This is a genomic window from Amycolatopsis sp. NPDC051371 (assembly GCF_040682155.1).
In the GTDB taxonomy this organism is placed as follows: Bacteria; Actinomycetota; Actinomycetes; order Mycobacteriales; family Pseudonocardiaceae; genus Amycolatopsis.
On sequence record NZ_JBFBAG010000025.1, the window covers coordinates 19646 to 42377 of the forward strand.

A 22732-nucleotide genomic window follows, 5' to 3' on the forward strand; every position below is an offset into this window, starting at 1 on the left:
CTGACGCAGTCTAGCCGCGCGTGATCAGCGCGCCGGCGAACGACGCGGCGGGCGGCAACGCGGGCAGGAGCGTCGCCTGGTAGGCGTGGTAGATGTCCGGTTTACCCGCCCAGACCGCCGCCGCGGGGCGGTTCTCCGGGTCCAGTTCGTGGTGCCACGAGCCGAGTTCACGGTCGGCGAAGCACGCGTCGGCGTGCTCGCACCACTCCCGGAACCGGTCGAGGTAGGCCGCCTCGCCGGTCTCCTGGTGCAGCGTCCACGCGGCGGCGATCGCCTCCGCCACGACCCAGTGCAGGCGGGTGCGCACGACCGGCGTCCCGGCGAAGTCGGTGGTGTAGACGAACCCCGGGCGGCCGTCGACGGACCAGCCGTGGCGCACCGCGGTCGCGAACAGCGCCGCCGCGTCCGGCACCAGCCAGTCCGGCGCCTCGGCCCCGAGCGCCCGCTTGAGGTGCACGGCCAGCCGGGCCCACTCGAAGAGGTGGCCGATGGTCGCGCCGAACGGCCGGAACGGGTGGGCGGGCTCGTCCCGGTTGTGCTCGAGCTGCACGTGCCAGCCCGCGTCGTAGTGCTCCGGCAGCAACCAGCCGTGGGCGCGGGCCTCGCCGTGCACCAGGTGGTCCACAATGGACAGCGCGCGAGCCGCCCAGACGCGGTCGCCCGTGACGTCGGCGGCGGCCAGGAACGCCTCGACGGTGTGCATGTTGGCGTTGGCGCCGCGGTAGGCCTCCAGCTCCGTCCAGCCGCGGTCCCAGACGTCGGCGACGCGGCCCGGGCCCGGTTCCCAGAACCGGCGTTCGACGACGTCGAGGGCCTCGGCCAGCAGCGGTTCCGCACCTTCGGCACCGGCGGCGACCGCGCTCGACGCCGCCAGGACGACGAAGGCGTGTTCGTAGGCGCGCTTCTCTGACAACGTTGTCGTCGCGTACCACCCGCCGTGGTCCGGGTCGTGCAGGACGCCGGTCAGCGCTTCGACACCGTGCGCGACCTGGCCTCCGGTCGCCACACCTTGGAGCTGCGCCAGCGCGAAGACGTGCGTCATCCGGCAGGTGATCCAGGTTTCGACGGGCCGGTCGAGGACCGGGTGCCCGGCGTCGTCGAGCCAGGCGAAGCCGCCGGCGGGGTGGGCCGCATGCGCGGCGAAGCCGAGGAGCCGGGCGGGTTCGGCGCGCACCCAGGCGGGAACCGATGACGGACTGTCCACTCTCTGCCCTTCTCCACGGCCGGCCCGGTGATCGGCGCCTCCGCCAAGGTAGGCCACGGCGCCGCCGGCGGTCACCGCGGGATTCCGGAAGTGACCACCACCGCGTATCCTGATCGTGAGAGCGCTCCCAGTCTTCGACGCACGCTACCCGACGAAGGGACAGACGTGACCAGGAGACGAAGTACGATCCTCGCCGCCGTCACCGTGCTGCTGGCGAGCCTGACGGCGATCCTGCTGAACACCGGCACGGCCGAAGCGCACGGCGCCATGATGAAACCGGGCAGCCGGACGTTCTTGTGCTGGCAGGACGGGCTCAGTTCGACCGGCCAGATCATCCCGCAGAACCCGGCCTGCGCGGCCGCGGTGACCACCAGCGGCGCCAACTCGCTGTACAACTGGTTCGCCGTGCTGCGTTCCGACGGCGCCGGGCGCACGCGCGGCTTCATCCCGGACGGGAAGCTGTGTTCCGGCGGGAACCCGGGCTACGCCGGCTTCGACCAGGTCGGCGACTGGCCGCTGACCCACCTCAGCGCCGGGGCATCGTTCGACTTCTCGTACAACGCGTGGGCCGCGCACCCGGGCTGGTTCTACACGTACGTGACGAAGGACGGCTGGGACCCGTCGAAGCCGCTGACCTGGGACTCGCTGGAGGACCAGCCGTTCCTGACGGTCGACCACCCGGCGGTGACCGGCCAGGTCGGCACGGTGGACGGGCAGTACAAGTGGACCGGCGCGCTGCCGAACAACAAGTCCGGGCGGCACATCATCTATTCGGTGTGGAAGCGCTCCGACAGCGCCGAGACGTTCTACGGCTGTTCGGACGTCATGTTCGACGGCGGGCACGGCGAGGTGACCGGCGTGCACGACCCGGGCACCCCGCCGACCACGCCGACGACGCCCACGAGTCCCCCGCCGACGGGCGGCTCGTGCATGGCGATGTACGAGGTGACGAACTCCTGGAGCGGCGGCTACCAGGCCACGGTGACGGTGATGAACCACGGCACCACGGCGTTCGGCGGGTGGCAAGTGGGCTGGACGCTGCCGTCGGGCCAGACGATCGGCAGCGTCTGGAACGGCACGCTGAGCCAGTCCGGCTCCACGGTGACGGTCCGCAACGCGAACTGGAACGGCGCCGTCGCACCCGACGGCACGACGACGTTCGGCCTGGTGGTGAACGCGTCGGGGACGAACCCGGCCCAGCCGTCGCCGACCTGCCAGGGCACCTGAGGTCTCAGCGCCGGTCCCGTCAGCGGGCGGGACCGGTGCTGCCGCGGGTGATCAGCCGCGGCCGGGAGGCCCAGACGTCGCCGACCTCCTCGCCGGCGATGAGGTCCCGCAGCATCGACACGGCGAGCCCGCCGAGCTCCGGCAGCGGGCGCCGGACCGCGGACAGCGCCGGCCGCACGAGGCGGCAGAGTTCGGAGTCGTCCCAGGAGACGACGGAGAGATCCCCGGGCACGGCCAGCCCGAGCTCCCGCGCGGCGACGAGCGCGGCGACGGCGAGGGAATCGGTGTCGCAGAGCAGGGCGGTGGGCCGGGGGTGGGCGGTCAGGATGTGCCGGACCGCATCGGCCGAGGGTTCGATGTGGACGGCGGATTGGGGGGTGAGCCGGGCCCGGTTTCCTGGGCTGGTGACGGGATAGGCGCCCAGAAGTTCCCCGCGGTCCTCGGATCCGGTGGACCGGACTCCGAAACCGGCAGCCGGATGGGGACCGGAGAAATTTCGGCGGTCGGCGAAGCCGGGAGCCCGCACCTCGGCCGGTCCCGCACCCTCGCGATCCCCGGAGCGGATTCCTGAACCGGCGGCCGGATCCGCGCCGAAAAGCCCGCCGATCACCGGACCGCGGCGATCATCGGCGCCCGCAGTCGGGAACGAGGGAGGTCCGGCGCCCTCACCCCAGCTGCCGCGACCGCCGGTGCCCGCAGCCGGCATTCCGAGCGATCTGGCACTCTCACGCCGGCCATCGCGGCGATCCGCGGCACCCGCGGCAGGAACCCCCGCCCCAGCGCTGCGACCCCCCACACCCCCGGCCCGCAAACCCGCCAACCCCAGCCGCCGCATCTCGGTCGCGAAGGCTTCCTCCCGCTCCGCCGCCTCCGCGAACGCCGCCGCTCCCGGGATCCGGACCACGTGCCGGTGGCCCAGCGCGGCCAGGTACTCCAGGGCCTCCGCCGCGCCCGCCGTGTCGTCCACCCGGACCGAGGGCACGCCCGGCAAGCCGCCCGGGCCGCCGAGCACCACCGCCGGCAGGCCGATCCGGACCAGCTCCGCCGCGTGGTCCGGGCCCGTCAGCAGCGCGCCGTCCACCTTTCGCTCCGCGCGCCAGCGGCGGTAGACCTCCAACGCCGCGCCGCGGCCCGTCGCGACCTGGACCAGGAGCTCCTGCGAGAACCCGTCGAGCAGAGCCGGGACGACCAGCTCCGACGGCCCGTCCAGCACCAGCCCGATCGCCCCGGCCCGGCCGCCGGACAGGGCGCGCGCCGTGCTGCTCGGCGACCACCCGAGCTCGCGGGCGATCCGCGTGATCCGGTGCCGGGTCGCCTCCGAGACGCCCGGGCGGCCGTTGAGCGCGTAGGACACCGCGCCCTTGGACACGCCGGCCTCCCGCGCGATGTCGGTGATCGTCGGACGCTTCATCGCACTCCTTCCCAGCACGAAAGTTCCGAACGCGAAAGCGTGTCCGCCCGGACACCCGCCGTCGCGCACCTTGACACCTGGCGGTCCCGGAAACAACACTCCGTCCGGGAGCGCTCCCAATCACGAGGGAGTGAGTCGCGAACGGGGAGCGCATGAGGCTGATTCGAAGACGGCTGGCCTTCGCCGTCGCCGTCGTCCTGCTCGTCCTGACCGGTGGTTGCGGCCCCGCCACGCCCGAGCGCATCACGCTCACCCTCGCGACGTTCGGCGAGTTCGGCTACGACGACCTGATCCCCGGGTACAAGTTCACCCACCCCGGGATCGACGTCCGCCAGGTGAAGACCGACCAGGGCGGCCCCTACCACCAGGACCTGCTGGGCAAGCTGCAGAGCGGCCAGGGCCTCGCGGACGTCCAGGCCGTCGAGGAGGGTCACCTCTCCGACATCCTCGCGCAGTCCTCGAAGTTCGCCGACCTGGCCGAGATCGGGCCGCCCGACGTGAAACCCGGCCGGTGGCTGGAGTGGAAGTACGAGGCGGGCCGCAGCAAGGACGGCAAGCTCCTCGGCTACGGCACGGACATCGGCCCGCTCGCGATGTGCTACCGCAAGGACCTCCTCGAGGCGGCCGGGCTGCCGACCGACCCCGGTTCGGTCAAGACGATGTTCGCGACCTGGGACAGCTACTTCAAGGCCGGCGAAAAGTACGTCAAGCGCTCGAAGGGCAAGGCCTGGTTCGACTCCGCCGCGCAGAACTTCAACGCGATGGTCAACCAGCTGCCGGTCGGCTACCTCGACCGCGACGACCACTCGACACTCGAGACGAACACCGCGCTCCGGGGTGCCTGGGACCAGGTCACCACCGCGGTGAAGCAGGGGCAGTCGGCCGGCCTCACCGCCTTCGCCGAAGACGGCAACAACGGCCTGCGCCTCGGCGCCTTCGCGACGAAGGTCTGTCCTTCGTGGATGCTCGGCGTCATCGAGCAGCAGGCCGGGCTCGGCAACGCGGGCAAGTGGGCGATCACCGACGCGTTCCCCGACGGTGGCGGCAACTGGGGCGGCTCCTACCTCACCGTGCCCGCGGCGAGCGAGCACCCGAAGGAGGCCGCCGCGCTCGCCGCCTGGCTGACCGCGCCGGAGCAGCAGCTGCACGCGTTCCGGGTGAGCGGCAACTTCCCCAGCCAGGTCGACGCCTTCACCTCGCCCGACCTGCTCAGCGAGATGAACGGCTACTTCGGCGGCACGCTCAGCGGGCAGGTCTTCGTCGCGCAGGCCCAGAAGGTCGGGAAGCCGCAGTACAAGGGCCCGGGCGACGGCAAGATCCAGGAGACGGTGGTCGCGCCCGCGCTCAAGTCCGTCGAACGCGGCGCCGACCCGGCCGCCGTCTGGCAGCAGGTGCTCATCGGGGTGCACCAGGTGGTGCCCTGACATCTTCTCGGGGGAGGACACCCGGCGTCTCCTGTCTGTGGTCCGGACACAGCGGACCGGCCGAAACCCGGTCGCGCGCCGCTCCCCCGTGCGGCACCCTGGCCCGGGTGACGACTCCCGACCTCACCCCGCTCGCCGGCCACCCCGTCCGCCACCCCGGCCCGGACGACCACCTGCCCGTCCTCGCGGTCCTCGACTCCTGGTGGGGCGGGCTCGGCGGCGACGAAGGCTCCCGCCAGCGGGCCCTGCTCCTGCCGAAGCTGATGTTCCAGCACTTCACCGGCAGCAGCTTCCTGGTGACCGGCGACGACGACCGGATCGTCGCGTTCCTGATCGGCTTCCTCTCGCCGTCCCGGCCGGCGGAGAGCTACATCCACTTCGTCGGCGTCGACCCCGCCGCCCGCGGCAAAGGCCTCGGCGCCGCCCTGTACGAGCGCTTCTTCGCCTTCAGCCGCGCCAACGGCCGGACCACGATCCGCGCCATCACGTCGCCGGTCAACAAGGCTTCCCACGCCTTCCACACGCGGATGGGCTTCGTCACCGAAGCGGGGCCGAAGGAGGTCGACGGACTGCCGGTCCAGCCCGACTACGACGGGCCGGGCCTGGACCGGCTGTCCTTCCGGAAGGACCTCTAGCCGGACACGCTGAACGAGCGGACGCCCAGCCCGGTCTGGCCCTGCCACGGCTCGAACCCGAACTGGACGCTCGTCAGGTACCAGGCGTCGTTGATCTTGCCGCGGTTCACGCCGTCCCGGGTGAAGTCGGCCAGGCTGACGTCGAGGCTGTCAGTTCCGGAGTTCCGGACGTAGGAGATCACGTTCCAGCCGATGTTCCCGAACCAGACCGTCCACGTCGCGCCGGCGAGCTGCGCGGTGCCGATCACGCTGCCGACCGGCTGCGGGGCACCCCGGTGGTTGCCCCAGATCATCACCTCGGCGCCGGTGTTCTGCCCGGACGGGTTCGGATTCGGGTCGTACCAGACGTCGTAGGCGGCGTCCCACTGTCCCGCTTGGACGGTCGTGTAGTCCACATGGGACCGCAGCGAGCCGACCGAGCGGGCCTGGCGGGGCAACCCGCTGCCGCTGCTGCAGTTGCCGTAGTGGCAGCCGGCGTAGACGGACGGATAGCTGCCCGGGGCGCCGTTGGTCGGCCGGTTGTGCGACGCCGTCGTGATGGTGAACCCGGTGGAGGACACCGAGAGGCACTGGGTCGTGTCGTCGCCCCAGTTGTTGTTCTGCACGATGTACTTGCCGCTCTGGATGCGCAGTGAGCCGTACTTGTCGCACAGCTGCGTGTCCGCGGCCGCCGGGGGCGCGGTGAGCACGACACCGCCGGAAAGCAGCACGCTCGCGGCCCCGAACGACGCCAGTGTGGCCCGTAGCCGGTTCTTCATGAGAACTCCTCTGCGATGAAGGGACGGGTGGAGACCCGGGCCGGACGGCGGCTGCGCGGCACCGCCCGGCCCGGGAGCCGTTGCCTACTGCACCGGCGGGTAGGCGTTCTGGACCAGCTCTTCGAACTGGGCCTGGAACCACTTGCCGGACAGCGGCGAGTTCGGCAGGGCGCCGGTCAGGTTGCCGCCGTTGGCCTGGTCGCTGCCGTGGTAGGTCGGGTCGCACATCCGGTCGAAGCCCTTGCCTTCGTCGTTCGGGATCTGCGAGCTCGCGCCGTCGGACTCACCCGGCGGCTTGATCCAGACGTAGGCGTCGAAGTGCGCCGCGGGCGACGCCGTCGGGCGCAGGCCCAAGCCGGCTCCGCTCTGGTTGCACCAGTTGCCGCGGTGCAGCCGCCGGTCGATCCGGCCGGAGTTGACGTAGCTGTCCACAGTGGATCCCGACGCGCCGGTGGGCCGGGCCGAGCCGCCCCAGCCGTTGCGGGAGGTGTCGATCAGCATGCCGATGCCGCTCGGCAGGCCCGCGGAGACGAACGCGTTGTACATCGCCGTGGCGAACGGCACCTCGGCGAAGTACGGGTTCCACTGGTAGAACGTCGCCGACTTGAGCTGCTGGCCACCGACGTTCAGGTTCGGGTCCGGCAGGTTCGGCTCGGTCAGCGGGGTGTAGTTCGCCGTGTCGCTGATGAAGCCGTCGATGCTGTTCACCCCGGCCGTCGTGCCCTGCAGCGTCTGCTTGACCAGGTTGACGAACGGGCCGAAGTTGCTGTCCCAGCCCAGCCACGCCGAGTGCGCGATGTCCAGGTAGTTGTAAACGTTGGAGATCGCGTGGAGCTTGTTCAGCGCGTACTGGATGCCCTGGGTGTAGGCCCCGGTGGACTGCGCTTCGGCGCACTTGGCCGTCGCGGTGTTGGTGATCAGGTTGGGCAGCGAGTCGGGTTCGACGACCGCCACGACCCGCAGCGGCGCGTACTTCGCGTCTGACAGGATCGAAGCGATCGGGTCGATGTACTCGCTCTTGTACCGGGCCAGGCCGTTCGAGCCGGCCTGCAGCTCACCGTTGGACGCCAGCGCCGCGCAGTCGCGGTTGGGCAGGTCGTAGACGACGATCTGGATCGTCACCGGCGTGCCGCCGCTCTGCTGGGCCAGCGCCGCGTCGAGGTGCCCGCGCAGGCCGCGGGCGCTCGAGGTGCCCTCGATCGCCGCGATCCGGTCGAGCCACACGGCCGTGGACGTGTTCGCCACCTTGGCCATCTGCGCGCCGAGCGTGCCGCCCTTCGCCGCGGCCGCCGCGCTCACCTCGCCCGACCAGTCCGGGTTCACGTACCCCTTCGAGCCGGAGTACGGGTTGTCCACGTGGGTTCCCGGCTGCGGCGTGGTCGTGGTGGTCGGGGTGGTGGGTGTCGTCGGCGTGGTCGGGGTCGTCGGTGTGGTGGTCGTGGTGGTGCCGCCGTCGCAGGTGACACCGTTGAGCGAGAACGCCGCGGGGATGGCGTTCGTGCCGGAGTACGAGCCGTTGAAGCCGAAGCTCGCCGTCGCGTTCGACGCGAGCGCGCCGCCCCACGACGGGTTCTTCGCGCTCACGTGCTTGGCGCTTTGGCTGAACGTGGCGCTCCAGCCCTGCTGGACCTGCTGGTTGCCGGCGAAGTCCCACTGGACGTCCCAGCTCGAGACGGCGTCTCCGAGGTTGGTCACCGCGACGTTCGCGGTGAACCCGGTGTCCCACTGGTTGACGGTGTAGGTCACCTTGCAGCCGGAGGCGGCGACCGCCGGGCTGCCGCCGGCCACCACCAGGCCGGCCACGACGGCCGCGGCCGTCACCGAGGACGCCACGGCGAGCCGCGACTTCCTCTTCGCGGACCAGAAATCACTCTTCATCGAGTGTGCTCCTTCGTGTTGTCGGGTCAGGCGCTGCAAGGGGTGGAACCGACGGCGAAGCCGCTGGGACTGCCGGCGGACGAGCCGGTCGCCTGGAAGCCGATCGACGTCGAAGCGCCCCCGGCCAGGTCGGGCGCCCAGGTCGGCGCCTTGGCGGTCGCCTGCTGCCCGGACTGGGTGACGGTGGCGCCCCAGCCGCCGGTGATCTGCGTCCCCGAAGGCGCGGTCCAGCCGAGGGCCCAGGTCTTCAGCGGTGAAGAGCCGGTGTTCTTGAGCGTCACGGAGGCGACGAAGCCGCCCTGCCACGCGTTGTCGACGTGGTAGGTGACCGCGCAGCTCACCGCGGGCGGCGGATCGGTCGTCCCGCCACCCCCGCCGACCGGCGGGATCAGGTACGGCTGGAGGATCGCCTGCTTGGCCTGGTTGACCGTGGTCCAGTCGTCGTTGAGGATGCCGCCGGTGTCACCCGAGTTGGGGTTCCACGACCAGTACGTGAAGCTCATCCCGCTCGTGCCGGTGCCCGAGTACTTCATCAGCTCCTGCAGCCAGGTCTTGTCACGCGGGTCGGCGAGGGTGGTGCCGAACTCGCCGAGCAGCACCGGCGCGATGTGCTCCTTGTGCAGGTAGCCGAAGAAGTGGTCCCACAGCGCCGGCAGGTTCGCCGGGAACGACGGGTCGGAGAACCACGGCTGCGCGAACACCGACGTCGCGTACTCGTGCGCCGAGTAGACCAGCTTGTCCGGTTTGGACAGTCGCACCGGGAACTGGCGGGCGCCGGAGAGGTTGCCGCCCCACCAGCCGCACTGCGGGTCGCCGGTGCCGCTGACGCAGTCGACGCCCTCGACGATGACCAGCCAGTCGGGATTCGCCGCGAGCACGGCATTCCCGCCGCGCTCGGCCGCGAGCCGCCAGTCGGTCGCGGTGTCGCCGCAGCCCCAGCACGCGCCGCCGCCACCCTGGATCGAGTGCGGCTCGTTGTGCAGGTCGGCACCGATCACCGTGGTGTTGCCCTTGTAGTGCTGGGCGAGCATCGTCCAGTCGGACAGCCAGCGGCTCTCCGGGTACGCGCTGGTGTACCAAAGCGGGGACTGCGCGCCGGAGTCCGGCCGGTGCTGGTCCAGGATGACCCGCATGCCCTTCGTGCCGGCGTATCCGATGATCTTGTCGAGCACCTGGAGGCCGGAAAGCCCTTGCAGGTCCGGGTTCTGGACGGCGTCGATGCTGGTCGGCTTGACGCCGGAGTCGAAGAGTTGGTTGGAGTAGGGCAGCCGCAGCGTGTTGTAGCCGAGGCCCGCCATCTGGTCGAGCATGTCTTTGTAGTTCCGGCTCCACAGGCCGTGCGGCGAGTAGTTGCCGGTCTCGGCGCCGAACCAGTTGACGCCGGTCATCCGGACCGGCGCGCCGGTGGCGTCGACGAGCTGGGAGCCGGACGCGTGCCAGTAGCCGGTGCCGGTTCCCTGTGCCGCAGAGGCCGCGGTGGCCGGGGACGCCGTGAGTACGGCGCCCCCGACCAGTGCGGCGACCGCGAGGGCGAGCAGTCGCTTCATCGAGTGCCTTTCAGCCGAACAGGGCGACGTGCGCGGCGAACGCCGTGGCGATCTCCGACTGCGCCCAGAACCGGTGGTAGGTGAACGTCGGCGCGGCGCCACCGTCCAGGTAGGACTGGACCTTCGGCCACTGCGGGTCGCTCTTGTAGAAGGAGCGGATCGAGGTGAACGTCGAGCTGGAGTTGATCGCGTCGCCGTTCGGCATCGTGCCCGTCCAGCCCGAGGGCACGTACAGCCCCTGGTCCGTGGTGGCGTTGTAGGCGTCGTCGAACCGGTTGTAGTCCGTCCGGGTCTCCGGCACCGCGATGCCCTGGGTGTCGGTGTTCGCCGAGAGGGCCGTGAGCAGCTGCTCCCCGACCGACTTGGCCTGGGCGTTGCTCGAGCCGGACGCGTAGTAGAGCAGCGTCTTGGCCAGGGACCCGGCGACACCGACGTCGTTGCTGTAGTTCTTCACCGTGACGTGCAGGCTCGTGTTCGAGCCCGGGTTGGTGGCGCTCCAGGTGTCCGGCGCGCCGCTCCAGGTCAGGTCGGCCGGGATCTGGAAGCTCCCGCCGGCGCCGACCGTGGTGTTCGCGATCGCCCACGGGACCCACTTGTCGAGGATCTTCTTCGCCCGGGCGTCGCCGGTCGCCTGGTAGTACTCGGCGATCCGCTCCATGCCCCAGGTCTGGAAGCCGAACCACTGGTTGCTCGGCGGGTCGTGCCAGACCGGCTGCTGGTCGTAGAACATCCCGTAGAACGTCGGCGTGCCGGACGGCGGGGTGCCGTACTGGCCGTCCCAGCTGTTGGTCGCGCCGCCGGCGAGACCGCCTTCGGACGACTGGAGCCACTGCAGGAACTCCAGCTGCCGGCCGAGGCTGGTCGCCCAGTCGCTCGCGCCGGTGGCCGAGGTGACCTTCAGCCCCGGGTCGGCCGACAGCGCGTACGCGGCCAGCGGGTTCTGGTAGCCCTGGTGGGCCGCGCCGTCGCCGATGCGCCACGCCCAGGCGCTGGACGAGTCCATCGAACCGCCCCAGGCGTAGTACCACGAGACCAGGTAGTGTTCGCTGTCCTTCCCGGTGCCGGCCGCGCAGCTCGACGCGCCGACGCAGTTGCCGATCTTCTTGAAGTACTTGTCGAACAGCGAGTACCGCAGGTAGTCGCCCATCTTCGACGCCTTCTTGACCACGGCCGCGACGTCCGCGCTCTTGCCCTGCGTGGCCGCCCACTTCTCGGCCTGGAAGGCCACCTGCACGGCGCGGGCGTCCGCGTCGGGTGCGTCGGTGTACTTCCACTGCTTCGCGTACGACGAGTCGCCGGTGAACAGGTCGAGGTAGCCGTTCTTGCCGCCGAACTTCAGGATGTCGCAGCTGGGCTGGGTGACCGTCTCCCAGACCGACTCCTGCGAACCGCGCTGGAACGTGTTGATGAACGCGGGCGCGGTGTTCGTGCCGTCCTCGCAGTGGCCGAACTTGTAGATGTTGTCCACGTCGAGCAGCCAGTGCATGCCGTAGACGTCCGCCGAGCCGTAGGCCGCCTTCAGCTCCGCCGCGATCGGGTCGGCACCGACGGACACGCCGGTCTGCAGCTGCGACGGGTAGGACTTCGGGCTCGGGTACTCGGCCGCGTAGGTGGCGGGCTTGCTCGCGTTGTAGCCGGAGTTGCCCGGCTGGTCGGCCGCCGACGGGATCGCGTACGTCTCGATCGACGTCCAGGCCTGGTTGAACGGCGCCCAGTCACCGGTGACCCGCCCGTAGGACGCTTCCAGCCACAGGTAGTAGCTGAACGCCTCCGACGTCGTCTCGTGGCCGTGGTCCGGAGCCTCGACGATCAGCGTCTCGATCGAGTGGTAGGGCACCAGGATGTTCCCGAACTTGCGGAAGTAGCCGTTGTTCGGGTCCTTGATCTTGTTGTACTGGGTCAGGAACGCGAGCTGGTAGTCCGATGTGGACGACGAGATCTCGTTGACCGTCACCGTGGCCGCGGTGTAGCCGCTGCCGCTCGCGGTGAAGGTGGCGCTGCCCAGCGCTCCCCCGTTGTCGGCGCTCTTCACGGTGACGTTCTGGGCCACGTTCCAGTTCGCCGTCGTGAAGGTGAGGCTCGTGGGGCTCGCGGTGAGATCAGTGCTTCCCGCCGTGCGGGCGACCGCCACGGTGACCGAGGCGGTGGGCGCGCCGGCGAGGGTGACGGCGAACGTCGTCGTCCCGCCCTGCTTGACCTGCGCCGTCGCCGGGGACGCGACGATCGTGGGCCCGGACAGGACCTTCACGCTGACCGGGCTCGACGTCGTGGCCGCGTTCTTGTTGTCGTAGGCCTTGGCGGTGATCGAATACGTCCCGGCGGGGACGGACGCCCAGTTGCCCTCGAACGGCGCGGCGGTGTCGGTGGCCAGGAGGGTGTCGCCGGCGTAGAACTCGACCTTGCTCACCGTGCCGTCGCTGTCGGCGGCGGTCGCGGCGAGCGGGATGGTGGCGGGGGCGTAGTAGGTGCCGGTCGACGTCGGCGACGTCAGGCTGACGGTCGGGGCCTTGTTGGCGCCGGTGCACGCGGTGCCGTTGACGGAGAAGTCGGTGGGCGGGCGGTTGGCGGAGCCCTTCGAGCCGTTGAAGCCGAAGCTCGTGCTCGCCCCGGTGTCGAGGTGGCCGTTGTAGGAGAGGTTCGTCGCGGTGACCGCGGCGCCGGTCTGGGCGAAGGTGGCGCTCCAGCCCTGCTGGACCTTCTGGCCGTCGAGGAACGTCCAGCCGACCTTCCAGCTGTCGAGGGCCGCGCCGTCGTTGCGCAGCGAGACGTTGGCGGTGAACCCGGAGTCCCAGTCGTTGGTGGTGTAGGTGACGGAGCAGGCGACGTCGGCGGCCAGCGCCGAGGAGGGGACGACCAGCGTGGCGGTGAACGCGACCGCGGCCGAGACCAGGGCCATTGCGCGGCCGCGTAACCAGCGCGTTCGGCGCACGCGGCGCCATCGGGGGGAGGAACGCATGGCTTCGGAACTCCTTTGTCCGTAGGGAGCCAGCGATCTGGGAGCGCTTCCAGGCGCAGACGGTAGCCAGCCGGAAACGTGGATGTAAAGAATCGAGTCAGAAGGACACCGCGGGCGAAGACGTCACATCGACGCTCCGGGGGCGTGCCGGCTCGCTGAACGCTCCTGAACAGCCGCGGCCGTTGGTCGTCACATCACTCGAACGGCCTAGCGGTTCGGTCACCCAGGGTGCCCAAAAACGCCGTTCGGCGCCATCGGCGTACATCTGGGTCAAGAACGCCCGCGGTGAAAAAGTCGGGCACGCGGGCCGGCGTCAGCTCGAGGCGCGGACCGCCAGGGAGACCGGGAGGATCTGCTGCCGCGGCTTGAGGCTCTGGTCGTCGAGCAGCTGCATCAGCGTCTCGACCATCGCGTGCACCTGCTCGCGCGGGTCCTGGTGGACCGACGTCAGGGGCGGGTCCATCGCCGGGGCCAGCGTCGCGTTGTCGTCGAAGCTGACCACCGCGACGTCCTCGGGGATGCGGCGGCCGGCCCCGTCCAGCGTGCGCAGCGCGCCCACCGCCATCATGTCGCTCGCGACGAACACCGCGTCGAGGTCCGGGTGGCGGGTCAGCAGCGCGGACATCGCGTTCGCGCCGCCGGACAGCGTGAAGTCGGCCTCTTCGGCCAGGTCGGCGGGGTCGAGCCCGGCGTCGAGGAGGGTCTTGCGCCAGCCGGCGAGCCGGTCTATCGGGGCGCCTTGGTCCTGCGGCCCGGCGATGGTGCCGATCCGCCGCCGCCCGGCCGCGACCAGGTGCTCGACCGCGAGCCGGGCGCCGCCTTCGTTGTCGAAGTCGACGACGTGCACGCCGCGGCGGATGCCGGCCGCCTGGCCGCCGAACACCACCGGGATGCGCAGCAGCCGCAGCGCCTTGGGCAGCGGGTCGGCCCGGTGCGGCGCGAACACCAGCGCGCCGTCGACGTGCCCGCCTTCGAGGAACCGCACGGTCCGGCTGAGGTCCTCGCGGATGTCGCTGAAGATCAGGACCATCTGCCGGCCGACGTCGGCGAGCTCGCGGTAGCCGGCCCGCATGACGGCGGCGCGGTACGGGTCGTCGAGCAGCCGGGACTCCGGCTCCGACAGCACCACCGCGACCGCTCCGGTGCGGCGGGTGACGAGCGAGCGGGCCGCCTGGTTCGGGGAATAGCCCAGGTCACGGGCCGCGGCGAGGACCTTCTCGCGCGCCGCCGCGCTGACGTACGCGTCGTCGTTCAGCGCGCGCGACGCCGTCGACCGCGACACGCCGGCGAACGCCGCGACGTCCTCCAGCGTCGGCCGCTCTTCATCCCCTGCTCGAGGCCCCACGCCTACCGCCCTCGCTCCCACAACCACCCGGACGTCGACAGCTTAACCGGCACCCGCGCGCGAAGTCCGGGAGCGCTCCTCGCAGGAAACACTCCGGTCACGACCCCTTGACACCGGTGGAGGCCCCCAGCAGACTCTGCGACACCTGGGAGCGCTCCCAGTCGGGCTCCCAGCAGTGAGAGCGCTCATTCCCGTCAACAAGGTGGTTGGACACGTGAGAACGATCCGGAACGGCCTGGTCCTCGCACTGGGCATCACGATGACGGCGCTCGGCGCCACGGCCTGCGGTAGCGGCGGCGGTGAGCAGACGCCGGCCGCGGCGGGCCCGAACGAGCACGTGGACCTGACGCTGGCGACGTTCACCGAATTCGGCTACGAGGCGCTCATCCCGGAGTACGAGCGGCTGCACCCCAACATCAAGATCACCCACCGCAAGACCGGCCAGGGCGGGCCCTACCACCAGGACCTGATCACCAAGCTGGCCGCGGGCTCGGGCCTCGCCGACGTCTCGGCGGTCGAAGAGGGCCACCTGTCCGACGTCCTCGACAAGGGCTCGAAGTTCAACGACCTGACCAAGATCGGCCCCGCCGACGCCTCCCCCGACCGCTGGCTCGGCTGGAAGTACGACGCCGCCAAGACCAAGGACGGCAAGGTCATCGGCTACGGCACCGACATCGGTCCGCTCGCCATGTGCTACCGCAAGGACATGTTCCAGGCGGCCGGGCTGCCGACCGACCCCGAAGCCGTCAAGCCGCTGTTCGCCACCTGGGACAGCTACTTCGCCGCCGGCGCCGACTACGTCGCCAAGACGAAGGGCAAGGCCTGGTTCGACTCGGCCGCGCAGAACTTCAACGCCATGGTCAACCAGCTCCCCCAGGGCTACATCGGCAGCGACGACAAGCTCGCCGTCGAGGGCAACCAGGGCATCAAGGACGCCTGGACCAAGGTCACCGACGCCGTCGCGAAGGGCGAGTCGGCCAAGCTGACCGCGTTCAGCAACGAGTGGAACACCGGCTTCAAGCAGGGCGCGTTCGCCACGAAGGTGTGCCCCGCGTGGATGCTCGGCGTGATCAAGGAGCAGGCCGGCCCGGAGAACGCGAACAAGTGGGCGGTCACCGCGGCCTTCCCCGGCGGCGGCGGCAACTGGGGCGGCTCGTACCTGACCGTGCCGACGCAGTCGAAGCACCCGAAGGAGGCCGCCGAGCTCGCGGCCTGGCTGACCGCGCCGGAGCAGCAGATCAAGGCGTTCCAGGCCAAGGGCACCTTCCCGAGCCAGGTCAAGGCGCTGTCGGACCCGGCGCTGCTGAGCCAGACCGACGCCTACTTCGGCGGCGCGAAGGTCGGCGAGCTGTTCGCCGAGCAGGCCAAGAAGGTGCAGAAGCCGCAGTACAAGGGCCCGGGCGACGGCCAGATCCAGGAGAACGCCTCCAGCCCGGCACTGCAGGCGGTCGAACAGGGCAAGTCGGCGGCGGACGGCTGGCAGCAACTGGTCGACTCGGCGAAGAAGATCACTCGCTGAGCAGATGACCGTCATCGACAAAGTCGCGCCGGAAGGGAGCAAGGCCGGGGAGCGAACGTCTCCCCGGCCCACCTTCCGGCACAAGCTGAGCCGGTGGGACGTCAAGGTATCGCCGTACCTCTACGTCGCACCGTTCTTCATCGTCTTCGGGATCGTCGGGCTGTTCCCGCTGCTCTACACGGCGTACGTCTCGTTGTTCAAGTGGAAGGCCGGGGACGACGACCCCGAGTTCATCGGCATCGACAACTTCAAGGAGCTGTTCGCCGACAGCCAGTTCTGGAACGCGCTGACCAACACGGTCAGCATCTTCCTGCTCTCCAGCATCCCGCAGCTCATCATCGCGGTCCTGCTGGCGGCGTTGCTCGGTGCCCGGCTGCGCGGCGCGACCGGCTGGCGCGTCGGCATCCTGCTGCCGTACGCGGCCAGCCTCGTCGCGATCGGCATCATCTTCGCCAACCTGTTCGGCCCCAAGTACGGGCTGATCAACGGCGTCCTGCAGACCATCGGCCTCGACCCGGTCGACTGGCAGGCCAGCCGCTTCGGCAGCCACGTCGCGATCGCGATCATGGTGAACTGGCGCTGGACCGGTTACAACGCCCTGATCGTGCTGGCGGCGATGCAGGCCATCCCGAAGGAGCTGCACGAGGCGGCGCTGATCGACGGCGCGGGCACGTGGCGCCGGTTCACCGCCGTCACCCTGCCGCTGCTGAAACCGACGCTGATCTTCGTCACCATCACCTCGACGATCGGCGGCCTGCAGATCTTCACCGAGCCGAAGCTGTTCGACGCCCTGCCCGGGTCGAACAACGGCGGCTCCACCAACCAGTTCCAGACCGTGACGCTGTACCTCTACCAGTCGGCGTTCGAGAACTACAACCTCGGCTACGCCTCGGCGATCGCCTGGGTGCTGTTCGTGATCATCGTGCTCATCGCGCTGGTGAACTTCTTCCTCACCGGCCGGCTCGCGCGCACCCCGGGGGTGAAGAGGAAATGACGACCCTCCGCAGTGACATCCGCAGTGACATTCAAAAAAATGGACTGCGCAAGTCCGTCGCCACGCTCGGGAAACCGCGCAAGGCGACGTACTGGGTGCTGGCGATCTTCGTGCTGGGGTCGCTGTTCCCGTTCTACTGGTCGTTCCTGGTGGCCAGCCGCGACAACGGGATGCTCACCGAGCGCATCCCGCCGTTCGTGCCCGGCGGCAACTTCTTCGCCAACGCCGCCCGGGTGTTCGACACCGTCCCGTTCTGGAAGGCGCTGGCCAACAGCGTCATCGTGTCGGGCACGGTCACGCTCACCACGGTGCTGTTCTCGTCACTGGCCGGGTTCGCCTTCGCGAAACTGCGGTTCAAGGGCCGCAACGGGATGTTCGTGTTCATCGTCGTGACCCTCGCGGTGCCCACGCAGCTGGGCATCATCCCGCTGTTCATCGCGATGTCCGAGCTCGGCTGGGCGGGCGGCCTGCAGTCGGTGATCGTGCCCAACCTGGTCACCGCGTTCGGCGTCTTCTGGATGCGGCAGTACACAGTGGACGCCCTGCCGTACGAGCTCATCGAGGCCGCGCGCGTCGACGGCTGCAGCATGATCCGGATCTTCTGGAACGTCTGCCTGCCCGCGGTGCGCCCGGCCGCGGCGATCCTCGCGATGTTCACGTTCATGACGTCGTGGAACGACTTCCTGTGGCCGCTGGTGGTCCTGGACGCGGGCAACCCGACCGTCCAGGTCGCGCTGGAGAAGCTCCAGAGCGGCTACTACGTCGACTATTCGCTGGTGCTGGCCGGCACGACCCTGGCCACCATCCCGATCCTCATCGTCTTCGTCCTCCTCGGCCGCCAGATCGTGGCCGGGATCATGCAAGGTGCCGTGAAAGGGTGACCATGTCCGTACATCCCGACAGCGTTCGGGCGGAGACAGCGCTGATGTTCCCGCCCGGCTTCGTCTGGGGCGCCGCCACCGCGGCGTTCCAGGTGGAAGGGGCCACCACGGCCGACGGTCGCACCGACTCGGTCTGGGACGTCTTCGCACGCCGTCCGGGCGCGGTCGTGGGCGGCGACACCGGCGACCCGGCCGCCGACCACTACCGCCGGTACACCGAGGACGTCGACCTGATGCGCCGGCTCGGCCTCGGCGCCTACCGCTTCTCGCTGGCCTGGCCCCGGGTACGGCCGGACGGCGGCGCCCCCAACGCCACCGGCCTCGCGTTCTACGACCGGCTCGTCGACTGCCTCCTGGAAGCCGGGATCCAGCCGTGGGCAACGCTCTACCACTGGGACCTGCCCCAGTCGCTGGAGGAGAAGGGCGGCTGGACTTCGCGGGACACCGCGTACCGGTTCGCCGAGTACGCCGAGACGGTGCTGGAGCGCCTCGGCGACCGCGTCGCCAGCTGGTCGACGCTCAACGAGCCGTGGTGCGCGGCGATGCTCGGCTACGCGGGCGGCATCCACGCGCCCGGCCGCACCGAGCACCCGGCCGCCGTCGCCGCCACGCACCACCTGCTGCTGGGGCACGGGCTGGCGATGGACGTCATCCGCCGGCACGCGCCGGGCATCCCGGCCGGGATCACGCTCAACCTCTACCCCGTCGTACCGCACGACCCGGCGAACGTCTCCGACGTCTCCGCGGCCCGGCGGATCGACGGCCTGCAGAACCGGCTGTTCCTCGACCCGGTGCTGCGCGGCGGCTACCCGGACGACCTGGTCGCCGACCTCGCGCCGTTCGGGCTCGGGGACGTGGTCCGCGACGAGGACGCGGCGGTCATCGCCGCGCACGTCGACTGGCTGGGCGTGAACTACTACCGCGACTACCGGGTGGCGGGCCGTCCGGTGCCGGGCAGCGAGCCGGCGGGCCCGGAGTGGGTCGGCGCCGGCGACGTCCACTTCGTCCCGGACCCGGCGGCCGCCCGCACCGACTCCGGCTGGGAGGTCCAGCCGGCCGGGCTGACCGAGTCGCTGTTGCAGGTCCACCGCGGCTACCGCCCGGTGCCGCTGTACATCACGGAGAACGGCGCGGCCTACCCCGACGTCGTCTCCGACGGCGGCGAGATCGTCGACACCGACCGCGTGGCGTTCCTGGACTCCCACCTCAGGGCGTCGCACGATGCGCTGGCGGCGGGGGTCGACCTACGCGGGTACTTCTACTGGTCGCTGCTCGACAACTTCGAGTGGGCCGAGGGGTACGCGAAGCGGTTCGGGTTGATCCACGTCGACTACGCGACCCAGGTCCGGACGCTGAAGCGCAGCGCACAGTGGTACTCCCGGGTGATCGGGTTGAACGGCCTCGGCTGAGGCCGGCGGTCTCGTTTCGTGAAGGCCACCGGCGCGGGTGGCCTTCACGGGCTTCCGCGGGGGGTGCGGCCGGGCCCGAGGGATCCGGGCCCGGCCGCTGTCCCGCCCCTGCCCCTCCGGCCTCGGCGGCCACCCAGAAGTCTTGAATGAGTCATTCAGGACCTCCGGCGCCCTGAATGAGTCATTCAAGACGTCCGCCAAGGGGTGCATTCCGCGACCGCCGTTGACAGACTGGCCGGTATGGGACTGCGCAGCGAAGCTTGGTTCAACAACCCCGCCGACCCCGGGATGACCGCCCTCTACCTCGAGCGGTACATGAACTGGGGCCTGACCCGGGAGGAGCTGCAGTCCGGCCGGCCGATCATCGGCATCGCGCAGACCGGCTCCGACCTGTCGCCCTGCAACCGCCACCACCTGCAGCTCGCCGACCGCACCCGCGAAGGCATCCGCGAGGCCGGCGGGATAGCCATCGAGTTCCCCGTGCATCCCATCCAGGAGACCGGCAAGCGCCCGACCGCCGCCCTGGACCGGAACCTCGCCTACCTCGGCCTGGTCGAGACGCTCTACGGCTACCCCATCGACGGCGTCGTCCTCACCACCGGCTGCGACAAGACCACCCCCGCGTGCCTGATGGCCGCCGCGACCGTCGACATCCCGGCCATCGTGCTGTCCGGCGGCCCCATGCTCAACGGCTGGTACAACGGCGAGCGCACCGGGTCCGGGACCATCGTCTGGAAGGCCCGCGAGCTGCTCGCCGCCGGGGAGATCGACGACGCCGGGTTCATGGAGCTCGTCGCGTCGTCCGCGCCGTCGCCCGGGCACTGCAACACCATGGGCACCGCCTCCACCATGAACGCGCTCGCCGAAGCGCTCGGGATGAGCCTGCCCGGCTGCGCGGCCATCCCGGCGCCACACCGCGACCGCGCGCGGATGGCCTACCGCACCGGGCTGCGGATCGTCGAGATGGTGCGCGAGGACCTCAAGCCGTCGGACATCCTGACGCGCGAAGCGTTCGAAAACGCCATCGTGGTCAGCTCGGCGATCGGCGGCTCGACCAACGCGCCCATCCACATCGGCGCGATCGCCCGGCACGTCGGCGTCGACCTGCCCCTCGGCGACTGGCAGCGGCTCGGCCACCACGTCCCGCTGCTGGTCGACCTCCAGCCGGCCGGGAAGTACCTCGGCGAGGAGTTCCACCGCGCGGGCGGCGTCCCGGCCGTGGTGCACGAGCTGATGCGGCACGGGCTCGTCCACGAAGACGCGCCGACGGTCAACGGCCGCACGATCGGCGACAACTGCCGCGACGCCGAAGCCGGCGACCGCGACGTCATCCGCACCTTCGACACCGCCCTCACCGAAGACGCCGGGTTCCTCGTCTTCCAGGGCAACCTCTTCGACGCGGCCATCATGAAGTCCAGCGTGATCTCGCCGGAGTTCCGGCGCCGCTACCTGGCCGGCGGCGTCTACGAGGGCACCGCGGTCGTCTTCGACGGCCCGGAGGACTACCACGCCCGCATCGACGACCAGGACCTCGGCGTCGACGAGCACTCGCTGCTCGTCATGCGCGGCACGGGCCCGCTCGGCTACCCGGGCTCGGCCGAGGTGGTGAACATGCGGCCGCCGGCGGCGCTGATCAAGCGGGGCGTCCGCGAGCTGCCGTGCCTCGGCGACGGCCGCCAGTCCGGTACGTCCGGATCGCCGTCGATCCTCAACGCTTCCCCCGAAGCCGCGGCCGGCGGCGGGCTCGCCGTGCTGCGGACCGGCGACCGGGTGCGGATCGACCTGGCCGCCGGCACCGCGGACGTCCTGATCCCGGACGAGGAGCTCGCGTTGCGCCACAAGGAGCTGGCGGAGGCGGGCGGGTACCCGGTCCCGGACGCGCAGACGCCGTGGCAGGAGATCCAGCGGTCGATGGTGGACCAGCTGTGCGACGGCATGGTGCTGCGCCCGGCGGTGGCGTACCAGCGGATCGCGAAGACGAAGGGCATCCCCCGCGACAACCACTGACTTTCCCCGAAAGTGCCGCTTCGAAAGGACGCGGAACGGGTACCACTCCGGTAGCCGAGGCGAGGAGGCCCACCATGCTGCCGGATCGCGAACGCCACGCCCTGCGCGAAATCGAGCTGGAACTGCAGGCGAGCGACCCCACGTTCGCGGCCGCCTTCGCGGGCCGCACCCTGCGCGAAGCCAAGCGGTGGAACCTGTTGCTCGTGCTGTGCGACGTGACCGCGGCGGTCATGCTGGTCGTCGGTCTCTTCGCCCGCGACGCCGGGCTCGTGCTCTGGGGCACGGTCGCCGCCGGCGCGCTCGTCGCGTGGCACATCGCCCGCACCGAGACGACCCGCAAGCCCGCTCCGGACGGCACCACCCCCGCCGCCGGCTCGCACTGAGCGCGCTCCGTCCACAAAGGACTACTCGGCCGCCTTCGCCGCGCCGGCCACCGCTTCCGCCATCGCCGGCACCAGCGCCTCGTCGAACACGCTCGGCACGATGTGCCCTGCGTCCAGGTCGTCCCCCACCACGTCCGCCAAGGCGCGCGACGCCGCCAGCAGCATCTCGCCCGTGACCCGTGGCGCGCCCGAGTCGAGCAGGCCGCGGAACATGCCCGGGAACGCCAGGACGTTGTTGATCTGGTTGGGGAAGTCGCTGCGGCCGGTGGCGACGATCTCCGCGTGCTCGCGCGCCGCGTCCGGATCGACCTCGGGGTCCGGGTTGGCCAGGGCGAAGACGATCGCGCGGTCGGCCATCGCGGCGACGTCGGCCGGCTCGAGGAGGCCGCCCGCGCTGACGCCGACGAACACGTCCGCGTCGCGCAGCACGTCCGGCACACTTCCGGTGGCGCCGGCGGCGTTGGTGTTCTCCGCCAGCCAGTGCTTCTCCCCCATCAGGTCGCGGTCCGGGTGCAGCACGCCTTCGCTGTCGCAGACGACGATCCCCTCGGGGCGGTAGCCCGCGCGCAGCAGCAGCCGCGCGATCGCGCTGCCGGCCGCGCCGGCTCCGGCGATGACGACCGACGTGCCACCGGGCTCGCGGCCGGTCAGCTTCAGCGCGTTGTGCAGCGCGCCGAGCACGACGACCGCCGTGCCGTGCTGGTCGTCGTGGAAGACCGGGATGTCCAGTTCGTCGTGCAGGCGCCGTTCGATCGTGAAGCACCGCGGTGCGGCGATGTCCTCGAGGTTGATCGCACCGAACGACGTCGCGAGGTCCTTGACGGTGCGGACGAGGTCGTCGGGTTCGCGGCTGACCGGGCAGATCGGCCAGGCGTCGACGTCGGCGAACCGCTTGAGCAGCGCCGCCTTGCCCTCCATCACCGGCAGCGCGGCGGCCGGCCCCTGGTCGCCGAGCCCGAGCAGGGCGGACCCGTCGGACACGATGGCGACGGAGTTGGCCTTGACCGTCTCGCGGGCGAGCGCCGACGGGTCGTCCGCGATGCGCCGCGCCTGGTCCGCGACGCCCGGTGTGTAGTGTTCGGCCAGGTCGGCGGGGGTGTCCAGGGCGACGCGGGTCGCGACTTCGACTTTTCCTCGGCTCCGGCTCATGGCCG

Annotated in this window: 17 protein-coding genes; 9 read left to right on the forward strand and 8 right to left on the reverse strand. The window is 70.7% G+C overall.

Going from position 1 to position 22732, the window contains the following annotated elements:
* Positions 1–10 precede the first annotated feature (10 nt).
* Positions 11–1204, reverse strand: coding sequence for an AGE family epimerase/isomerase (locus AB0M59_RS28120; protein WP_364620663.1), 1194 nt, complete (start codon positions 1202–1204; stop codon positions 11–13).
* Positions 1205–1369: 165 nt separating this feature from the next.
* Here AB0M59_RS28120 and AB0M59_RS28125 point away from each other — a divergent pair, with 165 nt between their 5' ends.
* Positions 1370–2431, forward strand: coding sequence for a lytic polysaccharide monooxygenase (locus AB0M59_RS28125; protein WP_364620666.1), 1062 nt, complete (start codon positions 1370–1372; stop codon positions 2429–2431).
* Positions 2432–2450: 19 nt separating this feature from the next.
* Here AB0M59_RS28125 and AB0M59_RS28130 read toward each other — a convergent pair whose 3' ends face one another.
* A complete protein-coding gene (locus AB0M59_RS28130; RefSeq protein ID WP_364620668.1) occupies positions 2451–3842 on the reverse strand; it encodes a LacI family DNA-binding transcriptional regulator in 1392 nt (463 codons plus the stop codon).
* Between the two features lie 152 nt (positions 3843–3994).
* Here AB0M59_RS28130 and AB0M59_RS28135 point away from each other — a divergent pair, with 152 nt between their 5' ends.
* Both AB0M59_RS28135 and AB0M59_RS28140 read left to right on the forward strand, forming a co-directional pair.
* On the forward strand, positions 3995–5266 hold the full coding sequence (locus tag AB0M59_RS28135) for an ABC transporter substrate-binding protein (RefSeq protein WP_364620671.1): 1272 nt from the start codon (positions 3995–3997) through the stop codon (positions 5264–5266).
* Between the two features lie 107 nt (positions 5267–5373).
* The gene (locus AB0M59_RS28140; protein WP_364620674.1) at positions 5374–5901 is read left to right on the forward strand and encodes a GNAT family N-acetyltransferase; all 528 of its coding nucleotides are present in this window, start codon (positions 5374–5376) and stop codon (positions 5899–5901) included.
* On the opposite strand, the gene AB0M59_RS28145 is transcribed toward AB0M59_RS28140, so the two are convergent.
* The 5 genes from AB0M59_RS28145 to AB0M59_RS28165 all read right to left on the reverse strand — a co-directional run bounded on the left by AB0M59_RS28145 (position 5898) and on the right by AB0M59_RS28165 (position 14349).
* A complete protein-coding gene (locus tag AB0M59_RS28145) occupies positions 5898–6659 on the reverse strand; it encodes a glycoside hydrolase (protein WP_364620677.1) in 762 nt (253 codons plus the stop codon). The genes AB0M59_RS28140 and AB0M59_RS28145 overlap by 4 nt on opposite strands.
* A gap of 84 nt (positions 6660–6743) precedes the next feature.
* Positions 6744–8537: a glycoside hydrolase family 6 protein gene (locus AB0M59_RS28150; protein WP_364620680.1), complete on the reverse strand. Its 1794-nt coding sequence runs from the start codon at positions 8535–8537 to the stop codon at positions 6744–6746.
* A gap of 26 nt (positions 8538–8563) precedes the next feature.
* A complete protein-coding gene (locus AB0M59_RS28155; protein ID WP_364620683.1) occupies positions 8564–10084 on the reverse strand; it encodes a cellulase family glycosylhydrolase in 1521 nt (506 codons plus the stop codon).
* 10 nt (positions 10085–10094) lie between these two features.
* Positions 10095–12980 carry a glycoside hydrolase family 48 protein gene (locus AB0M59_RS28160; protein WP_364620686.1) on the reverse strand — a complete coding sequence of 962 codons (2886 nt, stop codon included), beginning with the start codon at positions 12978–12980 and terminating at the stop codon, positions 10095–10097.
* A 373-nt stretch (positions 12981–13353) separates the two neighbouring features.
* Positions 13354–14349, reverse strand: a complete 996-nt coding sequence (locus AB0M59_RS28165) for a LacI family DNA-binding transcriptional regulator (RefSeq protein ID WP_364621019.1) — start codon at positions 14347–14349, stop codon at positions 13354–13356.
* A gap of 250 nt (positions 14350–14599) precedes the next feature.
* On the opposite strand from AB0M59_RS28165, the gene AB0M59_RS28170 reads away from it, so the two are divergent.
* From AB0M59_RS28170 to AB0M59_RS28195, 6 genes are all read left to right on the forward strand, one after another.
* Positions 14600–15904: an ABC transporter substrate-binding protein gene (locus AB0M59_RS28170; protein ID WP_364620689.1), complete on the forward strand. Its 1305-nt coding sequence runs from the start codon at positions 14600–14602 to the stop codon at positions 15902–15904.
* A 4-nt stretch (positions 15905–15908) separates the two neighbouring features.
* Positions 15909–16898, forward strand: a complete 990-nt coding sequence (locus AB0M59_RS28175; protein ID WP_364620692.1) for a sugar ABC transporter permease — start codon at positions 15909–15911, stop codon at positions 16896–16898.
* Complete coding sequence (locus AB0M59_RS28180; RefSeq protein ID WP_364620695.1) at positions 16895–17779, forward strand: carbohydrate ABC transporter permease; 885 nt, start codon at positions 16895–16897, stop codon at positions 17777–17779. The genes AB0M59_RS28175 and AB0M59_RS28180 overlap by 4 nt, the downstream gene beginning before the upstream one ends.
* Complete coding sequence (locus tag AB0M59_RS28185; RefSeq protein WP_364620698.1) at positions 17776–19188, forward strand: GH1 family beta-glucosidase; 1413 nt, start codon at positions 17776–17778, stop codon at positions 19186–19188. Before AB0M59_RS28180 ends, AB0M59_RS28185 begins: the two co-directional genes overlap by 4 nt.
* 240 nt (positions 19189–19428) lie before the next feature.
* Positions 19429–21195 carry an IlvD/Edd family dehydratase gene (locus AB0M59_RS28190; protein WP_364620701.1) on the forward strand — a complete coding sequence of 589 codons (1767 nt, stop codon included), beginning with the start codon at positions 19429–19431 and terminating at the stop codon, positions 21193–21195.
* A gap of 74 nt (positions 21196–21269) precedes the next feature.
* Positions 21270–21578, forward strand: coding sequence for a DUF3040 domain-containing protein (locus tag AB0M59_RS28195; RefSeq protein ID WP_364620703.1), 309 nt, complete (start codon positions 21270–21272; stop codon positions 21576–21578).
* 21 nt (positions 21579–21599) lie between these two features.
* Here the strand turns inward: AB0M59_RS28195 and AB0M59_RS28200 are convergent, their stop codons facing one another.
* Positions 21600–22727 (reverse strand): NADP-dependent malic enzyme, encoded by a 1128-nt coding sequence (locus AB0M59_RS28200; protein ID WP_364620706.1) that lies wholly within the window; start codon positions 22725–22727, stop codon positions 21600–21602.
* Positions 22728–22732 lie beyond the last annotated feature (5 nt).